The sequence below is a fragment of the Aeromonas sp. R10-1 genome, assembly GCF_040908465.1.
Lineage (GTDB): Bacteria > Pseudomonadota > Gammaproteobacteria > Enterobacterales > Aeromonadaceae > Aeromonas > Aeromonas caviae.
The window spans coordinates 37,921-52,657 of the sequence record NZ_JBFODT010000011.1; the positions used below are offsets into that span (position 1 = coordinate 37,921).

The window sequence follows — 14,737 nt, forward strand, 5'->3', positions numbered from 1 at the left end:
GAAATATAAATTTCGTTTTAAATCATAGCGATACAAGAAAACAAAAAAGATAGTTTCATGAATAGGTTTTCAATGATTGCCTGTGACTGAAAATACGTGAAAATAACCGTCAACACGGGAGAAATTGAAAGCGTTTTCAATTCGCACCTCCTCGTCAGGTAATAAAAAGGATGCCCCAATCGGAGCACCCTTTGATTTCAATTAACCATGCGCCTTGAACTGATTGCTCATAGGGTCGTAGTGATACCCGATCTGTTGCAGACGGGTAGCCAGCTGATCTTCTGTCATGTCGTAGTAAGCCAGCAGCTCTTCCAGACCATCACACTCCAGCCGCAGCTTCTCGTTGATGATCCCGAGCAGAATGTTCGCATCCAGTCGTTGCAAGGTACTGACGTCCATCTCGCTCCCTCCTCTCCCTATACAGGACTGTATAACCATGAGCGCCGACCCGAAGTTTGTCTACAGGTTAAAAAACACCCTGTATAAGGAAGATATAAATATCCTTTTTAATCATGTAGTTAAAATCATCCCCTGTTAATCGGCTCACACTTTTAGCCACAAATGACTTGTCACTCCTTGCGAACAGAACTACTGTATGCGTATACAGCATGGTTATTCATACAGGAACGACATATGAGCCAGCCCCTGAATCTTTGCCCCCCCTCCTCCTCTGCCGGTCTGATCACCACCTGGCCCACTCGCCATCAGAGCAAGATGGGACAAGAGCAGCGGCGCGGCCCTCTCCATCAGGAAGCGCCGCTGCTGGATGCCCTGGGGCAACTGAGTCAGTCTGACAGTGGCTGGATCCTGCTCGTCGCCCCGCCCGGTCTGCCCGCCGCCGCGCAATTGCAGGCCAGAGGGATCAATCCTGCCAGGGTGCTTGTCGTGCACGCCCCCAAGATCAAGAATTGGCAGCGCCTGCTGGAGCAGAGCCTGATCAATGGTCACTGCGCCGCCGTGCTGACCTGGCTGCCCGAACAGGTCGCCCTGGACCGGAGCACATTGAGCACCCTGGGCCAGCGTGCCGGTGTCCTGACCCGCTTCTTCGAGCCCGCAACCCCTCTGGGTGGGGCACTGAGCTACGGCGGCCAGGATATCTACCTGAACCACTGATCGCCCCTTCGGCGTGACAGCCAATGCGCCGGCATTGCCCACCGGGTTATCCAGGCTTCCGACCCGGGATGCCATGGCGACAAAGACAAAGCAGCACAGCAGCACAGCAGCACAGCAGCACAGCAGCACAGCAGCACAGCAGCACAGCAGCACAGCAGCACAGCAGCACAGCAGCACAGCAGCACAGCAGCACAGCAGCACAGCAGCACAGCAGCACAGCAGCACAGCAGCAGTAAATTTGCTCAGGTCCAGACCGTCAAATGGGGCCCGTAAAAAAGGCGACCCTCGGGTCGCCTTTCAACATGCTTCTGTACGGGGGCTAATCGCTCTCCGTTTGCATCGAAGTCCGATTGATCAAGCCAGCTTGGTCTCCAGCTCGGCAATCTTGGCGGACCAGTAGGCCGGGCCGGTCTCGTGGATGTTGTTGCCCTGGGAGTCGACCGCCACGGTGACCGGCATGTCTTCCACCTCGAACTCGTAGATGGCCTCCATCCCCAGATCGGCAAAGGCCACCACGCGCGCCTTCTTGATGGCTTTCGCCACCAGATAGGCGGCGCCGCCCACCGCCATCAGGTAGACAGCCTGGTGCTGCTTGATGCTCTCGACCGTCTTGGGGCCGCGCTCGGACTTGCCGATCATGCCGATGAGGCCGGTTTCTCCCAGCATCATGTCGGTGAATTTGTCCATCCGGGTGGACGTGGTGGGGCCAGCCGGGCCGACCACCTCGTCACGCACCGCATCGACCGGGCCCACGTAATAGATGAAGCGGTTGGTGAAATCGACCCCTTCGGGCAGTCCTTCACCTTTTTTCAGCATGTCGGCGATGCGCTTGTGGGCGGCGTCGCGGCCGGTCAGGATCTTGCCGGAGAGCAGCACGGTATCGCCGCTCTTCCAGCTGGCAAGCTCTGCCTTGGTGATGCCATCCACGTTGACCCGGCGCACATTACCACCGGACTCACGGGTGATCTCCGGCCAGTCTTCCAGCCTGGGGGGTGTCAGCTCCGCCGGGCCGGAGCCATCGAGTTCGAAATGCACGTGACGGGTGGCGGCGCAGTTGGGGATCATCACCACGGGCTTGGAGGCGGCGTGGGTCGGTGCGGATTTCACCTTCACATCCAGCACCGTGGTCAGGCCGCCCAACCCCTGGGCACCGATCCCGAGCTTGTTGACCTTGTCATAGAGCTCGACCCTCAGCTTCTCTTCGGTGGTCTCGGGACCACGGGCAATCAGCTCCTGGATGTCTATGTGCTCCATCAGAGCTTCCTTGGCGAGCACCGCCGCCTTCTCGGCGGTGCCGCCGATGCCGATGCCGAGCATGCCGGGCGGGCACCAGCCAGCCCCCATGGTCGGCACCGTCTTGAGCACCCACTCCACGATGTCGTCGGAGGGATTGAGCATCACCATCTTCGATTTGTTTTCGGAGCCGCCGCCCTTGGCCGCGATACTCACTTCCACCTTGTTGCCCGGGATCATGTCGATGTGCACGACAGCGGGGGCATTGTCTTTGGTGTTCTTGCGGCTGCCGGCCGGATCCGCCAGCACGGAGGCGCGCAGCGGGTTGTCCGGATTGGTATAGGCGCGGCGGGTGCCCTCATCCACCATCTCCTGGACCGTCATGTCGCTGTCCCACTGTACCTGCATGCCGATCTTGACGAAGCAGGTGACGATACCGGTGTCCTGACAGAGCGGGCGATGACCTTCGGCAGACATGCGGGAGTTGATCAGAATCTGGGCCAGGGCATCCTTGGCGGCCGGGTTGATCTCGCGGTCATAGGCGGCCTTGGCAGCCTGCACGAAATCGAGGGGGTGGTAGAAGGAGATGTACTGCAGGGCGTCAGCAATGGAATCGATAAAGTCCTGTTTTCTAATGATGCTCATATCATCCTCACTGGTCCTTGTTATCGCTTGCGCGAGCAAGGGCTTCCATATGAGCCGGGCCTTCGGCAGGTGGCAAATGCACCTGGAGCCGGCAGACTGCGGCGTGTTTTTATAACGGTGTTTTTCTTAAAAATGCCGGCGGCCATGATACGCTTGACCACCCGAACCGGCTAGGGAGCCGGGCGCAAACTGTTGCCTATGTAACAAAAAATGAAACCAAGACTGCATATCCACCATTTCGACCCGCAGGCCTCGCTCCACACCTGGTTCGCCTGCCTGCAACACCAACCCTGGGCCATCCTGCTGGAATCCGCCGGCCCCCTGGGGGCTGACAACGGTTTTGACATCATCAGCGCCGATCCGCTTGCCACCCTGGAAACCCGGGGTACCAGCACCTGCCTCACCCAGGATAACCACCAGCACCATCATGACGGCGATCCCCTCGCCCTGCTCGCCAAGACCCAGCGAGCCCTGCTCGGGGAGCGCGTTGAGGATGACTCGGGATTGCCGTTCATCGGGGGAGCCCTGGGACTCTTTGGCTACGATCTGGGCCGACGATTCGAGCGTCTGCCCGCAGTGGCTCAACAGGACATCCAGGTGCCCGACATGGCGGTCGGGATCTACGACTGGGCGCTGCTGCGAAATGTCGCGACGGGACACTGGCAACTGGCCCACTGGGGTGATGAAGCCGGCCTCGCCCGCAGGCTCGACTGGCTGATGGCGCAGCGCGAACGAACCACCCTCCCCCTTCACCTGACCGGCCCCTGGCAGAGCAACATGACGCGGGCCGAATACGGCGACAAGTTTGCCCGTATCCAGGCCTATCTGGCGGCGGGGGATTGTTACCAGATCAACCTGACCCAGCGCTTCAGCGCCCCTTATCAGGGGGATGAATGGTCCGCCTATCTCGCCCTGAGCGCCGCCAACAAGGCGCCGTTCTCCGCCTTTGTCCGCCTGCCGCAAAGCGCCATTCTGAGCCTCTCCCCGGAGCGTTTCCTGCTGCTCGACAAGCGCCATATCGAGACCAAGCCCATCAAGGGCACCCGGCCTCGCCACCCGGATCCCGCCCAGGATGCCAGGGTGGCCGAGTCACTCGCCAGCGCCGACAAGGACAGATCGGAGAACCTGATGATCGTCGATCTGCTGCGCAACGACATCGGCCGGGTGAGCCGGCCGGGGTCGGTCACGGTCCCGCACCTCTTTGCCGTGGAATCCTTCCCGGCAGTGCATCATCTGGTTTCCACCATTCACGGAGAGCTGGATGCGCGCTGGCAAGAAGTGGATCTGCTGCGGGCCTGCTTCCCCGGCGGCTCCATCACAGGGGCTCCCAAGATCCGGGCGATGGAGATCATCGAGGAGCTGGAGCCGGTGCGGCGCAATGCCTACTGCGGCAGCATCGGTTATCTGAGTCAGCACGGAAGGATGGATACCAGCATCTGCATCCGTACCCTGATCGCCGAAGCCGGTCAGCTGCACTGCTGGGCGGGGGGCGGCATCATCGCCGACTCCGATCCCGACGCCGAATATCAGGAGACCTACGACAAGGTGGCCCGCATCCTGCCACTGCTCGATGCCCTTTGACCCCATCCGGCCCTGCGGGGCCGACACAAGGAGACCCATGGAGATGACGAGTGCCGAGCTGCTGACCCGCTTTTTGCTGCAGCGCCCCGCCCCCGCCCATCGCCTGGCACTGGCCGGGCTCAAACCTGCCGCCGTGTTGATCCCCCTGGTGGAGCGCCCCGAGGGCCTGCACCTGCTGCTGACGCGCCGCAGCGCCGCCCTGCGCCACCACCCGGGGCAGATCAGCTTTCCCGGCGGGCGCCAGGACCCGGAAGACCGGGACCTCATTCACACCGCGCTCAGGGAAACCGAGGAGGAGCTTGGCATTCCCCCCTCCCAGATCCGGATCATCGGCAGCCTCACCCCTCTCAATACCGTCTCACGCTACGATGTGCTGCCGGTCCTCGCCATGCTCGACCCAGGCTACGGGCTGACCCTGAGCCAGGACGAGGTGGCCCAGGCCTTCGAAGTCCCCCTCGCCCACGTGCTGGATCCGGGGCAGCACATAGCCCTGAGCCTGCCAAGGGCGGACGGACGTCACACCATCTATTGGATCCCTTGGGAGCGATCTTTCATCTGGGGAGCCACTGCCAGCATGATCCGCCAGCTTGCCCAGCACATCTCGAAATAACATTTCGACAACATCATGAGGTGGGAAATTATCCAGTTAACATTCAAATAACACTGCATTTGATAAATAAATTTTGATTTTTTATTCTTTTGATCACATTTCTACAAGAAAGTACGGGTTTCGGCCGCACAAAGGTGAATTTGATCAACATTTTTGATTAAAAAGAAAGTATTCTTGCGCCGACTAATTAAAACCACACATTCGGGGTGAGACACATGTCCAATACTGTCACTGGCGCACAGGATGTTGCAGCCGCACAGGAGCAAGGAATCAGCTCGGTCCAATCTCGCGGTTGGAGTAAACAAGACACCACCTGGGTGATCAGCCTGTTCGGTACCGCCGTCGGTGCAGGCATCCTGTTCCTGCCCATCAACGCCGGTATGGGTGGCTTCTGGCCGCTGGTGGTGATGGCGCTGCTGGTCGGCCCCATGACTTACCTGGCCCACCGTGGTCTGGCGCGCTTCGTGCTTTCCTCCAAGCAACCCAATGCCGACATCACCCAGGTGGTGGAAGAACACTTCGGCGTGGGTGCCGGTAAATTGATCACCCTGCTCTACTTCTTCGCCATCTACCCCATCGTGCTGATCTACGGTGTGGGCATCACCAACACGGTGGAAAGCTTCCTGGTCAACCAGTTGCAGATGACGCCGCCCCCGCGCTGGATCCTCTCCATCGTGCTCATCATGGCCATGATGTCCGTGATGCTGGCTGGCGAGAAGCTGATGCTGAAAGTGACCGAGTTCCTGGTCTATCCGCTCATCGCCATTCTGGCGGGCATCTCCCTGTACCTGATCCCGGACTGGACCGGTGCGGCCCTGAATGAAATGCCGAGCACCAAGGACTTCGCCACCACACTGTGGCTGACCATCCCGGTGCTGGTCTTCTCCTTCAACCACAGCCCGGCCATCTCCAGCTTCGCCCTGGCTCAGCGCCGTGATCACGGTGAGCATGCCGTCGCCAAGTCCGACGCCATCCTCAAGCGCACCGCCATCATTCTGCTGGGCTTCGTGATGTTCTTCGTCTTCTCCTGCGTGATGAGCCTGACGCCGGCCCAGCTGGCAGAAGCCAAGTCCCAGAACATCGCCGTGCTCTCCTACCTGGCCAACCAGCATGCGAGCCCCATCATCTCCTACTTCGGTCCGCTGGTTGCCTTCGTGGCCATCGTCTCCTCCTTCTTCGGCCACTATCTGGGTGCCCGTGAAGGTCTGAAAGGGATGATCGTCCAGAACATGCGCAACTCCGGCAAGGCACCGAACCACAAGAAGGTGGAGCTGTTCATCATCGCCTTCTTCATTCTGACCCTGTGGGGCGTGGCCGTGATCAACCCCTCCATCCTCGGGATGATCGAATCCCTGGGTGGCCCCATCATCGCCACCATCCTGTTCCTCATGCCCATGTACGCCATCAAGCGCGTTCCGGCCATGGCGAAATACCAGGGCCAGATCAGCAACGTCTTCGTGGCGACCATGGGCCTCATCGCCATCTCCGCCATCCTCTATCAACTGGTCGGCTAAGCCTTCCTGCGATACCGTCGGACCAGCATCTGGCCCGACGCCTCCCACAGCCCGGCAGATCTCCTCTGCCGGGCTGTGTTCGTTATGATCATCAGGCACTGAGCTAAGATGATCAGAGTCCTCAGATCAGAGACAGCCCTTTCACCCACTCTCTTTCTCCTTGGTGACAGCTTGCCGCTCATATTCCTTTCCCCATGGCACACGACCAAGGCGTGCTGCGTTATCCCGTCATCTGCCGCACGCCATCGGCCTTGCCAGGCAGAACACCAGAGCCCTTGTCCTTGCCAGGAACGCCCGCTCTTCGGGGTTTCGCCCAAAGAGTCCAGGCCCCCACCCAATGGGGCCTTCCTTCAAGGCACTCAAGGAAAGCACCGGCCACAGGGGCGCAGGCAAAAACCGCCAAGAGGACCTTGACTGGGCTTCCCGTACAGCGTCCGAAGAGCAGATGACCCCTTCGGTCACCAGAGGGGATGCCACAGGCCGCCATGCTGACAGCACAAACAGCCCGATATGCCCTGCCGAATGCAGTGCCGGGCACGCGGGTACAGGGAATGGCTTGTTGGCGGTGGCGAGAACACGTAAGGCGGCCAACGGGCCCCTCCCGGGAAATCACACAGGGGGATCCGAGCACTGTCAGTGCCATGACACGGCGAGAAGGTGCAGGGCGCCTGACGCGCGCGCAAATAAAAAGCGCCCTCCAAAGAGGGCGCCTGTGCAGAGCGGAACGTCTGAGGGGATCAAGCTTCGCGGCTGGGGACCGGGGCGGCATCCAGCAGGCTCTCATCCTCGGCCATGCAGGCAGCCGCAGTGAACAGCACGTCGGTGGAGCTGTTGAGGGCCGTTTCGGCGGAATCCTGCAACACCCCGATGATGAAGCCAACGGCCACCACCTGCATGGCGATGTCGTTGCTGATACCGAACAGGCTGCACGCCAGCGGGATCAGCAGCAGGGAGCCGCCCGCCACACCGGAAGCGCCACAGGCACTGATGGTGGCGACGACGGAGAGCAGAATGGCGGTCGCCATGTCCACTTCCATCCCCAGGGTATGCACCGCCGCCATGGTGAGCACGGTAATGGTGATGGCGGCGCCGGCCATGTTGATGGTGGCCCCCAGCGGGATGGAGACCGCATAGGTGTCTTCCGGCAGGCGCAGCCTCTCGGCCAGGGCCATGTTGACCGGAATGTTGGCGGCGGAACTGCGGGTGAAGAAGGCGGTCACACCGCTCTCTTTCAGGCAGGTCAGCACCAGGGGATAGGGGTTGCGCTTGATCTTCCAGAAGACGATGAGCGGATTGACCACGAAGGCGATGAACAGCATGCAGCCGATCAGTACCACCAGCAGCTGGGCATAGCCAAACAGCGCATCGAAGCCGGTTTCAGCCAGGGTGGAGGCAACCAGGCCCAGGATGCCGAGCGGAGCGCAACGGATCACGGCCTTGACGATGGCGGAAACCCCGTGAGACACATCGGAAATCAGTGATTTGGTGCTCTCATTGGCGTGACGCATGGCGATACCAAGGCCGATGGCCCAGGCCAGGATGCCGATATAGTTGGCTTCCAGCAGTGCTTTCACCGGGTTGGTCACCACGTTGAACAGCAGGGTCTGCAGCACTTCCGTGATGCCCCCTGGCGGCGTGATCTCGGTAGCGCCTGCCACCAGATGCAGGTTGGAGGGGAAGAGGAAGCTCGCCACCACTGCCACGGCAGCCGCCAGGAAGGTACCCAGCACATAGAGCAGCAGGATCGGTTTCATGTTGGTCTTCTGGCCCTGCTTGTGGCCGATGATCGCCGACATCACCAGCACGAAGACCAGCAGCGGCGCCACGGCCTTCAGGGCGCCGACGAACAGGCTGCCGAGCAGACCCGCCGCCTTGGCCCACTCGGGCATGAACATCGCAAGAAGGATACCGAATACCAGACCGACCAGGATCTGGCTAACCAGACTGGTGCTGTTGACCAGTCGAATGAGGGGGTGTTGTTGTGTCATCAAGTAGTCCCTGTGCACTCATGGTGCGTGAATCATTAGTCCTGTTGGCAACCAGCCCCGCGCATTGGCACCGGTCCGTTGACGGTGACGCCGTGGGCAGCTCTTCTGGTGGATCTGTCCCGTTCGCGTGGGGTTGCGGACAGGAATATCCCATCTGCCATGGTTTTTTTCCACATAATCACTGAAAAATATCAGGGTTACCTCACAAAAAATCTACAACAATGTGATAACACAATATCAACCACGGTCAAAATGTCACCAAACCAGTCCGATCATCGGCCACCACTGGGCCAGAAGTGATATGATGACGCCCTTTTTCAGGGAGCCTTGCCATGATCACCTCTTTATTGACCCGACACTTCGGCTTTGATCGCTTGCGGCCCGGGCAGGAAGCGGTGATCAGTCGTCTGCTGGCTGGCAAGAGCGCCGCAGCCATCTTCCCGACTGGCGCGGGGAAATCCCTCTGTTATCAATTGCCCGCCCTCGCACTGCCCCACCTGACCCTGGTCATCTCTCCCCTGCTGGCCCTGATGCACGATCAGCTCGCCTTTTTGCGCAGCAAGGGGATCGCCGCCGCCACTCTGGACTCCAGCCAGACAGCGGAAGAGAGCCGGCGCGTGATGCAGCAGGCCAGCGATGGCCAGCTCAAGATCCTGATGATTTCGGTGGAGCGCCTCAAAAATGAGCGCTTTCGCCGCTTCATCGCCCACATCCCCCTGTCACTGCTGGTGGTGGACGAGGCCCACTGCATCTCGGAGTGGGGCCACAACTTTCGCCCCGACTACCTCAAGCTGCCGGATCATCGCCGTGAACTGGCCATTCCCCAGGTGCTGTTGCTGACCGCCACCGCCACCCCGGCCGTCATGGCGGACATGCAGGCAAAATTTGCCATAGACCGGGACGATCTGGTGGTCACCGGTTTCTACAGACCCAATCTGGATCTGGCCGTCCTCCCGCTGGCCGGCAGTGCCCGCGATACCTGGCTGCGCGAGGAGCTGCACCGGGATCCGGCCGCCCCCACCATCGTCTACGTGACTCTGCAACACAGCGCAGAGCAGTGCGCCGCGCAGCTACAGGCCAGCGGCATCCGGGCATGCGCCTACCATGCGGGGCTCGATCCCGCCCTGCGCAGCCAGATCCAGCACGACTTCATGGCTGGCAGACTCGACTGCATCGTGGCCACCATCGCCTTTGGCATGGGCATCGACAAGGCCGACATTCGCCGGGTCATTCACTACGACCTGCCCAAATCCATCGAGAACTACAGCCAGGAGATAGGCCGCGCCGGACGTGACGGGCTTCCCTCCCGCTGCACCGTGCTGGCGAGCCGCGCCCAGTTGCCGGTACTGGAAAACTTCGTCTATGGGGATACGCCGGACAGGGACGCCATCGCGCACTTGCTCGATATCGTGCGCCAGAGCGGCGCCGAGTGGGAATTCAGCCTGCTGCGCCTCTCCAACGAGACCAACATTCGCCAACTGCCCCTCAAGACCCTGCTGGTCTATCTGGAGATGGCGGGGATCATTGCACCGGCCTACAGCTACTTTGCCGAGTACCGTTTCAGGTTCGTACTGGAAAAACAGGCGATCCTCGCTCGTTTCAATTCCGAACGCCGCCAGTTCCTGGAGCAGGTCTTTGCCTGCGCGCCACAGGCGCGCACCTGGTGCACCATGGACTTCGAAGCGCTGTGGCAGGGATACCAGGGGGAACGCCAGCGCGCCGCGACGGCGCTGGACTACCTGCAGCAGCAGGGTTGGATCGAGCTTGAAAGCAAGCAGATGACCGAGGTCTATCGGGTGCTGAGCCAGCAAATCGATACCGCGACCCTGGCCGAAGAGCTGCATGAATTGTTTGAAAAGAAAGAGCAGAGCGAGCTGGCCCGCCTTCAGGCGCTGCTGGCCTTTTTCACCTCGACCACCTGCCTCAGCCATGAGCTTGCCCGCTATTTTGCCGACGACGCGGCCCCCGAGCGGTGCGGGCACTGTTCCGTCTGCCGGGGAGAGATCGCCGTGTTGCCGCCGCTTGCATCACCGGGCTTGCCCAACGAGCACGGTTTGCGCGCCTGGTGCGATCCGCTGATCGCCCTGTGCCATCAGCGCCATCCCAGGATCCTGACCCGTTTCCTGTGTGGCATCGCCACCCCGCTGACCACCCGTCTCAAGGCCAGGGATCTGGCCGGTTTTGGCCAGTTGGCGGACCATCCCTTCGCCGAGGTGCTGGCGGCGGTGTCAGCCCTCTATCCCGCCGGATCCTGAGCTTGCAGGTTTGGCGCCGTTCAGGCGCTGAAAAAATAAGACCCTCGCGGATGCGAGGGTCAAGCCAACGGAAACGTGCTTAAACAGAGCTTAGTATCTGCACAATCACCCACTCTCTTGCTAAAGCGATGACTGCTCGACACAGGGCCAATCTAGAGCAGTCAGAATGTAGCGTCAATGTAAAAATTAGAGCAAAAACACCAAACAAATGACATTACGTTGACGTAAGCGATATGCCTTTTCACCCTCTATTCCCTGCCGCCCTTGCCCTTGCTGGCACCGCCCCCTGACAAAACAGAGCGTCACCATTTTCTCCCTCTGGCACACAAAGATTTATTTTTTATGTCTTTGACATTTGCATCACTGTCGTGGCAAAAATAATTTAACAGTCAGTAACATAGGTATGTCACTTACTGCTTCTTCCCGCACGAGGATCGGGAAGCTCCCGCACAAACTTAAACCAATGATGGCGATGGATTACTGGGGGCTGTTGACTAGGCTTAAGAGGTAAACAGAACAAAAGTAGTGATCCACTCTTTTTCAGGGCAAGCGACTATAACGAGGGCTAAGTTATGGGCATCTTCGAGCACTATCAACAGCGGTATGAGAAGGCCAGAGAGGAGGAGTACAGCATCCAGGAGTTTCTGGATATGTGCAAACAGGACAAATCCTGCTACGCCTCTGCCGCCGAACGTCTGCTGACCGCCATCGGCGAGCCGGAAATGATCGACACCTCGACCAATCCACGTCTCAGCCGTCTCTTTTCCAACCGCGTCGTCGCGCGTTATCCCGCTTTCAAAGACTTCTATGGCATGGAAGAAGCCATCGAACAGATTGTCTCCTATCTCAAACATTCCGCTCAGGGTCTGGAAGAGAAGAAACAGATCCTCTATCTGCTCGGACCGGTTGGCGGCGGTAAATCCTCGCTGGCAGAGAAACTCAAATCCCTGATGCAAAAAGTGCCCATTTATCGCATCAAGGGCTCACCAGTGAATGATCACCCCTTCTGCCTGTTTGACATCGACGAAGATGGCGAAATCCTCGAGAAGGAGTACGGCATCCCTCGCCGTTATCTGCGCCCCATCATGTCTCCCTGGGTCGCCAAGCGCCTTCACGAGTTTGGCGGCGACATCACCAAGTTCAAGGTGGAGAAGGTGAACCCCTCCATCCTCGATCAGATCGCCATCGCCAAAACCGAACCGGGGGACGACAACAACCAGGACATCTCCTCCCTGGTCGGCAAGGTCGATATCCGCATGCTGGAACACTTCGCCCAGGATGATGCCGATGCTTACTCCTACTCCGGTGCGCTATGCAAGGCAAACCAGGGGATGATGGAGTTCGTCGAGATGTTCAAGGCCCCCATCAAGGTGCTGCACCCGCTGCTGACGGCGACGCAAGAGGGGAACTACAACGGTACCGAGGGGCTCTCCGCCCTCCCCTTCGACGGCATCCTGCTGGCCCACTCCAACGAATCCGAGTGGCAGCAGTTCCGCAACAACAAGAACAACGAAGCCTTCCTCGACCGTGTTTACATCGTCAAGGTGCCCTACTGCCTGCGCGTCTCGGAAGAGGTGAAGATCTATGAAAAACTGCTGTTCAACAGCGAGCTGACCGAGGCCAAATGCGCACCGGGTACTCTGGAGTTGCTGGGCCAGTTCTCGGTGCTGTCGCGGCTCAAGGAGCCGGAAAACTCCAGCCTCTATTCCAAGATGCGAGTCTATGACGGCGAGAGTCTCAAAGACACGGATCCCAAGGCGAAAAGCTATCAGGAGTACCGGGATTATGCGGGGGTTGACGAGGGCATGAACGGCCTTTCCACCCGTTTCGCGTTCAAGATCCTCTCCCGTGTCTTCAACTTCGACCACGCGGAAGTGGCAGCCAACCCGGTGCACCTCTTCTATGTGCTGGAGCAGCAGATAGAGCGCGAGCAGTTCCCGCAAGAGCTGCACGATCGCTATCTGGAGTTCATCAAGGGTTACCTGACTCCGCGCTACGTCGAGTTCATCGGCAAGGAGATCCAGACCGCCTACCTCGAGTCGTATTCAGAGTACGGTCAGAACATCTTCGATCGCTACGTCACCTACGCCGACTTCTGGATCCAGGATCAGGAGTATCGTGACCCAGAAACCGGCCAGCTGTTTGACAGAGCGTCTCTCAACAGCGAGCTGGAGAAAATTGAAAAACCTGCCGGGATCAGCAACCCGAAAGATTTCCGCAACGAAATCGTCAACTTCGTGCTGCGTGCCCGGGCCAACAATGCAGGCCGTAACCCCAACTGGACCAGTTACGAGAAGCTGCGCACCGTGATCGAGAAGAAGATGTTCTCCAACACGGAAGAGCTGCTGCCGGTTATCTCCTTCAACAGCAAAACCTCGGCTGAGGAGCAGAAGAAGCACGATAACTTTGTCGAACGGATGATGGAGAAAGGCTACACACGTAAACAGGTGCGGCTGCTCTCCGAGTGGTATCTCAGGGTACGCAAGTCATCCTGACCCTGCCGTGTTCAAGGGGGAGTTATGGCGCATTTTATCGACCGCAGGCTCAACGGCAAAAACAAAAGCGCTGTCAATCGGCAGCGCTTCATCCGCCGCTACAAGAAGCAGATAAAACAAGCGGTCTCGGATGCTGTCTCCAAGCGCAGCATTCAGGACGTGGACAAGGGCGAGAGCATCAGCATCCCGACCAAGGACATCGGGGAACCCCATTTTCATCAGGGTCATGGCGGCAAACGGGAGATGGTGCATCCGGGCAACGACCAGTTTGTCTCCGGTGACAAGATTGACCGGCCCAAAGGGGGTGGCGGCGGCCAGGGGAGTGGCGAGGGCCAGGCCTCGGATCAAGGAGAGGGCGTCGATGATTTCGTCTTCCAGATCTCCAAAGACGAGTATCTGGACTTGTTGTTCGAGGATCTGGAACTGCCACGGCTGCAAAAGACCCAGCTCAACCAGCTGATGGAGATGAAGACCTACCGGGCCGGCTACACCTCCAACGGGGTGCCTGCCAACATCAACGTGGTGCGCTCCCTGCAAAATTCGCTAGCGCGGCGCATGGCGCTGCAGGCAGGCAAGAAACGTCAGTTGCGTGAACTGGAGGAGCGCCTGGCCCAGCTGGCTTGCGAGCCCAACGACCATTTCGCCGAAATGGCGCAACTTGAAAAAGAGATCAGGGAGCTGAAACGGCGGATCGATGCGGTCCCCTTTATCGACACCTTCGACCTCAAATTCAACAACTTTGTCAAACGGCCCGTCCCCTCGAGCCAGGCGGTGATGTTCTGCCTGATGGACGTCTCCGGTTCCATGGATCAGGCTACCAAGGAGATGGCCAAGCGTTTCTATATCCTGCTTTATCTATTCCTGAGCCGGACTTACAAGAATGTCGAGGTGGTCTACATCCGCCACCACACCCAGGCCAAGGAGGTGGACGAGCACGAGTTCTTCTACTCCCAGGAGACCGGCGGCACCATCGTCTCCAGTGCGCTCAAGATGATGAACGACATCATCAACGAACGTTATCCCGCCAACCAGTGGAACATCTATGCGGCGCAGGCCTCTGATGGTGACAACTGGGCCGATGACTCACCCCAGTGTAGGGAGATCCTGATGCGCGACATCATGCCGCGGGTGCGTTACTACTCCTACATCGAGATCACTACCCGCGCCCACCAGACCCTGTGGCACGAATATGAGGCGGTGGCAGAGCAATACGCCCACTTCGCCATGGAGCACATTCGCAAGGTCGAGGACATTTATCCGGTGTTCCGGGAATTGTTCAAGAAGCAAGCGGCTTGAGGGATCA

10 protein-coding genes are annotated in these 14,737 nt (G+C 59.2%); 7 read left to right on the forward strand and 3 right to left on the reverse strand.

Going from position 1 to position 14,737, the window contains the following annotated elements; all coding sequences use genetic code 11:
- Positions 1–201 precede the first annotated feature (201 nt).
- Positions 202–399 carry a DUF4250 domain-containing protein gene (locus AB5Y93_RS04790; protein ID WP_005323525.1) on the reverse strand — a complete coding sequence of 66 codons (198 nt, stop codon included), beginning with the start codon at positions 397–399 and terminating at the stop codon, positions 202–204.
- 234 nt (positions 400–633) lie between these two features.
- Here AB5Y93_RS04790 and AB5Y93_RS04795 point away from each other — a divergent pair, with 234 nt between their 5' ends.
- On the forward strand, positions 634–1,113 hold the full coding sequence (locus tag AB5Y93_RS04795; RefSeq protein ID WP_010674896.1) for a cell division inhibitor: 480 nt from the start codon (positions 634–636) through the stop codon (positions 1,111–1,113).
- Positions 1,114–1,467: 354 nt separating this feature from the next.
- Here the strand turns inward: AB5Y93_RS04795 and AB5Y93_RS04800 are convergent, their stop codons facing one another.
- Complete coding sequence (locus AB5Y93_RS04800) at positions 1,468–2,991, reverse strand: fumarate hydratase (protein ID WP_010674897.1); 1,524 nt, start codon at positions 2,989–2,991, stop codon at positions 1,468–1,470.
- Positions 2,992–3,201: 210 nt separating this feature from the next.
- Here AB5Y93_RS04800 and pabB point away from each other — a divergent pair, with 210 nt between their 5' ends.
- The 3 genes from pabB to AB5Y93_RS04815 all read left to right on the forward strand — a co-directional run bounded on the left by pabB (position 3,202) and on the right by AB5Y93_RS04815 (position 6,696).
- Positions 3,202–4,572, forward strand: coding sequence for an aminodeoxychorismate synthase component I (gene pabB / locus AB5Y93_RS04805; RefSeq protein WP_368228883.1), 1,371 nt, complete (start codon positions 3,202–3,204; stop codon positions 4,570–4,572).
- A 43-nt stretch (positions 4,573–4,615) separates the two neighbouring features.
- Complete coding sequence (locus tag AB5Y93_RS04810) at positions 4,616–5,182, forward strand: CoA pyrophosphatase (protein WP_368228893.1); 567 nt, start codon at positions 4,616–4,618, stop codon at positions 5,180–5,182.
- A 215-nt stretch (positions 5,183–5,397) separates the two neighbouring features.
- Positions 5,398–6,696, forward strand: a complete 1,299-nt coding sequence (locus AB5Y93_RS04815; protein ID WP_045524555.1) for a serine/threonine transporter — start codon at positions 5,398–5,400, stop codon at positions 6,694–6,696.
- A 737-nt stretch (positions 6,697–7,433) separates the two neighbouring features.
- On the opposite strand, the gene sstT is transcribed toward AB5Y93_RS04815, so the two are convergent.
- The gene (gene sstT, locus AB5Y93_RS04820; protein WP_139737961.1) at positions 7,434–8,684 is read right to left on the reverse strand and encodes a serine/threonine transporter SstT; all 1,251 of its coding nucleotides are present in this window, start codon (positions 8,682–8,684) and stop codon (positions 7,434–7,436) included.
- A gap of 332 nt (positions 8,685–9,016) precedes the next feature.
- Here sstT and AB5Y93_RS04825 point away from each other — a divergent pair, with 332 nt between their 5' ends.
- The 3 genes from AB5Y93_RS04825 to AB5Y93_RS04835 all read left to right on the forward strand — a co-directional run bounded on the left by AB5Y93_RS04825 (position 9,017) and on the right by AB5Y93_RS04835 (position 14,730).
- The gene (locus tag AB5Y93_RS04825) at positions 9,017–10,939 is read left to right on the forward strand and encodes an ATP-dependent DNA helicase RecQ (protein WP_368228884.1); all 1,923 of its coding nucleotides are present in this window, start codon (positions 9,017–9,019) and stop codon (positions 10,937–10,939) included.
- 572 nt (positions 10,940–11,511) lie between these two features.
- Positions 11,512–13,434: a PrkA family serine protein kinase gene (locus AB5Y93_RS04830; protein WP_010674903.1), complete on the forward strand. Its 1,923-nt coding sequence runs from the start codon at positions 11,512–11,514 to the stop codon at positions 13,432–13,434.
- Positions 13,435–13,458: 24 nt separating this feature from the next.
- Positions 13,459–14,730, forward strand: a complete 1,272-nt coding sequence (locus tag AB5Y93_RS04835) for a YeaH/YhbH family protein (RefSeq protein WP_010674904.1) — start codon at positions 13,459–13,461, stop codon at positions 14,728–14,730.
- Positions 14,731–14,737: the final 7 nt, after the last annotated feature.

Coding starts and splice junctions, on each gene's coding strand:
- AB5Y93_RS04810 (WP_368228893.1), top strand. CDS start 4,616: ATGACGAGTGCCGAGCTGCTGACCCGCTTTTTGCTGCAGCGCCCCGCC.
- AB5Y93_RS04830 (WP_010674903.1), top strand. CDS start 11,512: ATGGGCATCTTCGAGCACTATCAACAGCGGTATGAGAAGGCCAGAGAG.
- pabB (WP_368228883.1), top strand. CDS start 3,202: ATGAAACCAAGACTGCATATCCACCATTTCGACCCGCAGGCCTCGCTC.
- sstT (WP_139737961.1), bottom strand. CDS start 8,684: ATGACACAACAACACCCCCTCATTCGACTGGTCAACAGCACCAGTCTG.
- AB5Y93_RS04825 (WP_368228884.1), top strand. CDS start 9,017: ATGATCACCTCTTTATTGACCCGACACTTCGGCTTTGATCGCTTGCGG.
- AB5Y93_RS04795 (WP_010674896.1), top strand. CDS start 634: ATGAGCCAGCCCCTGAATCTTTGCCCCCCCTCCTCCTCTGCCGGTCTG.
- AB5Y93_RS04800 (WP_010674897.1), bottom strand. CDS start 2,991: ATGAGCATCATTAGAAAACAGGACTTTATCGATTCCATTGCTGACGCC.
- AB5Y93_RS04790 (WP_005323525.1), bottom strand. CDS start 399: ATGGACGTCAGTACCTTGCAACGACTGGATGCGAACATTCTGCTCGGG.
- AB5Y93_RS04835 (WP_010674904.1), top strand. CDS start 13,459: ATGGCGCATTTTATCGACCGCAGGCTCAACGGCAAAAACAAAAGCGCT.
- AB5Y93_RS04815 (WP_045524555.1), top strand. CDS start 5,398: ATGTCCAATACTGTCACTGGCGCACAGGATGTTGCAGCCGCACAGGAG.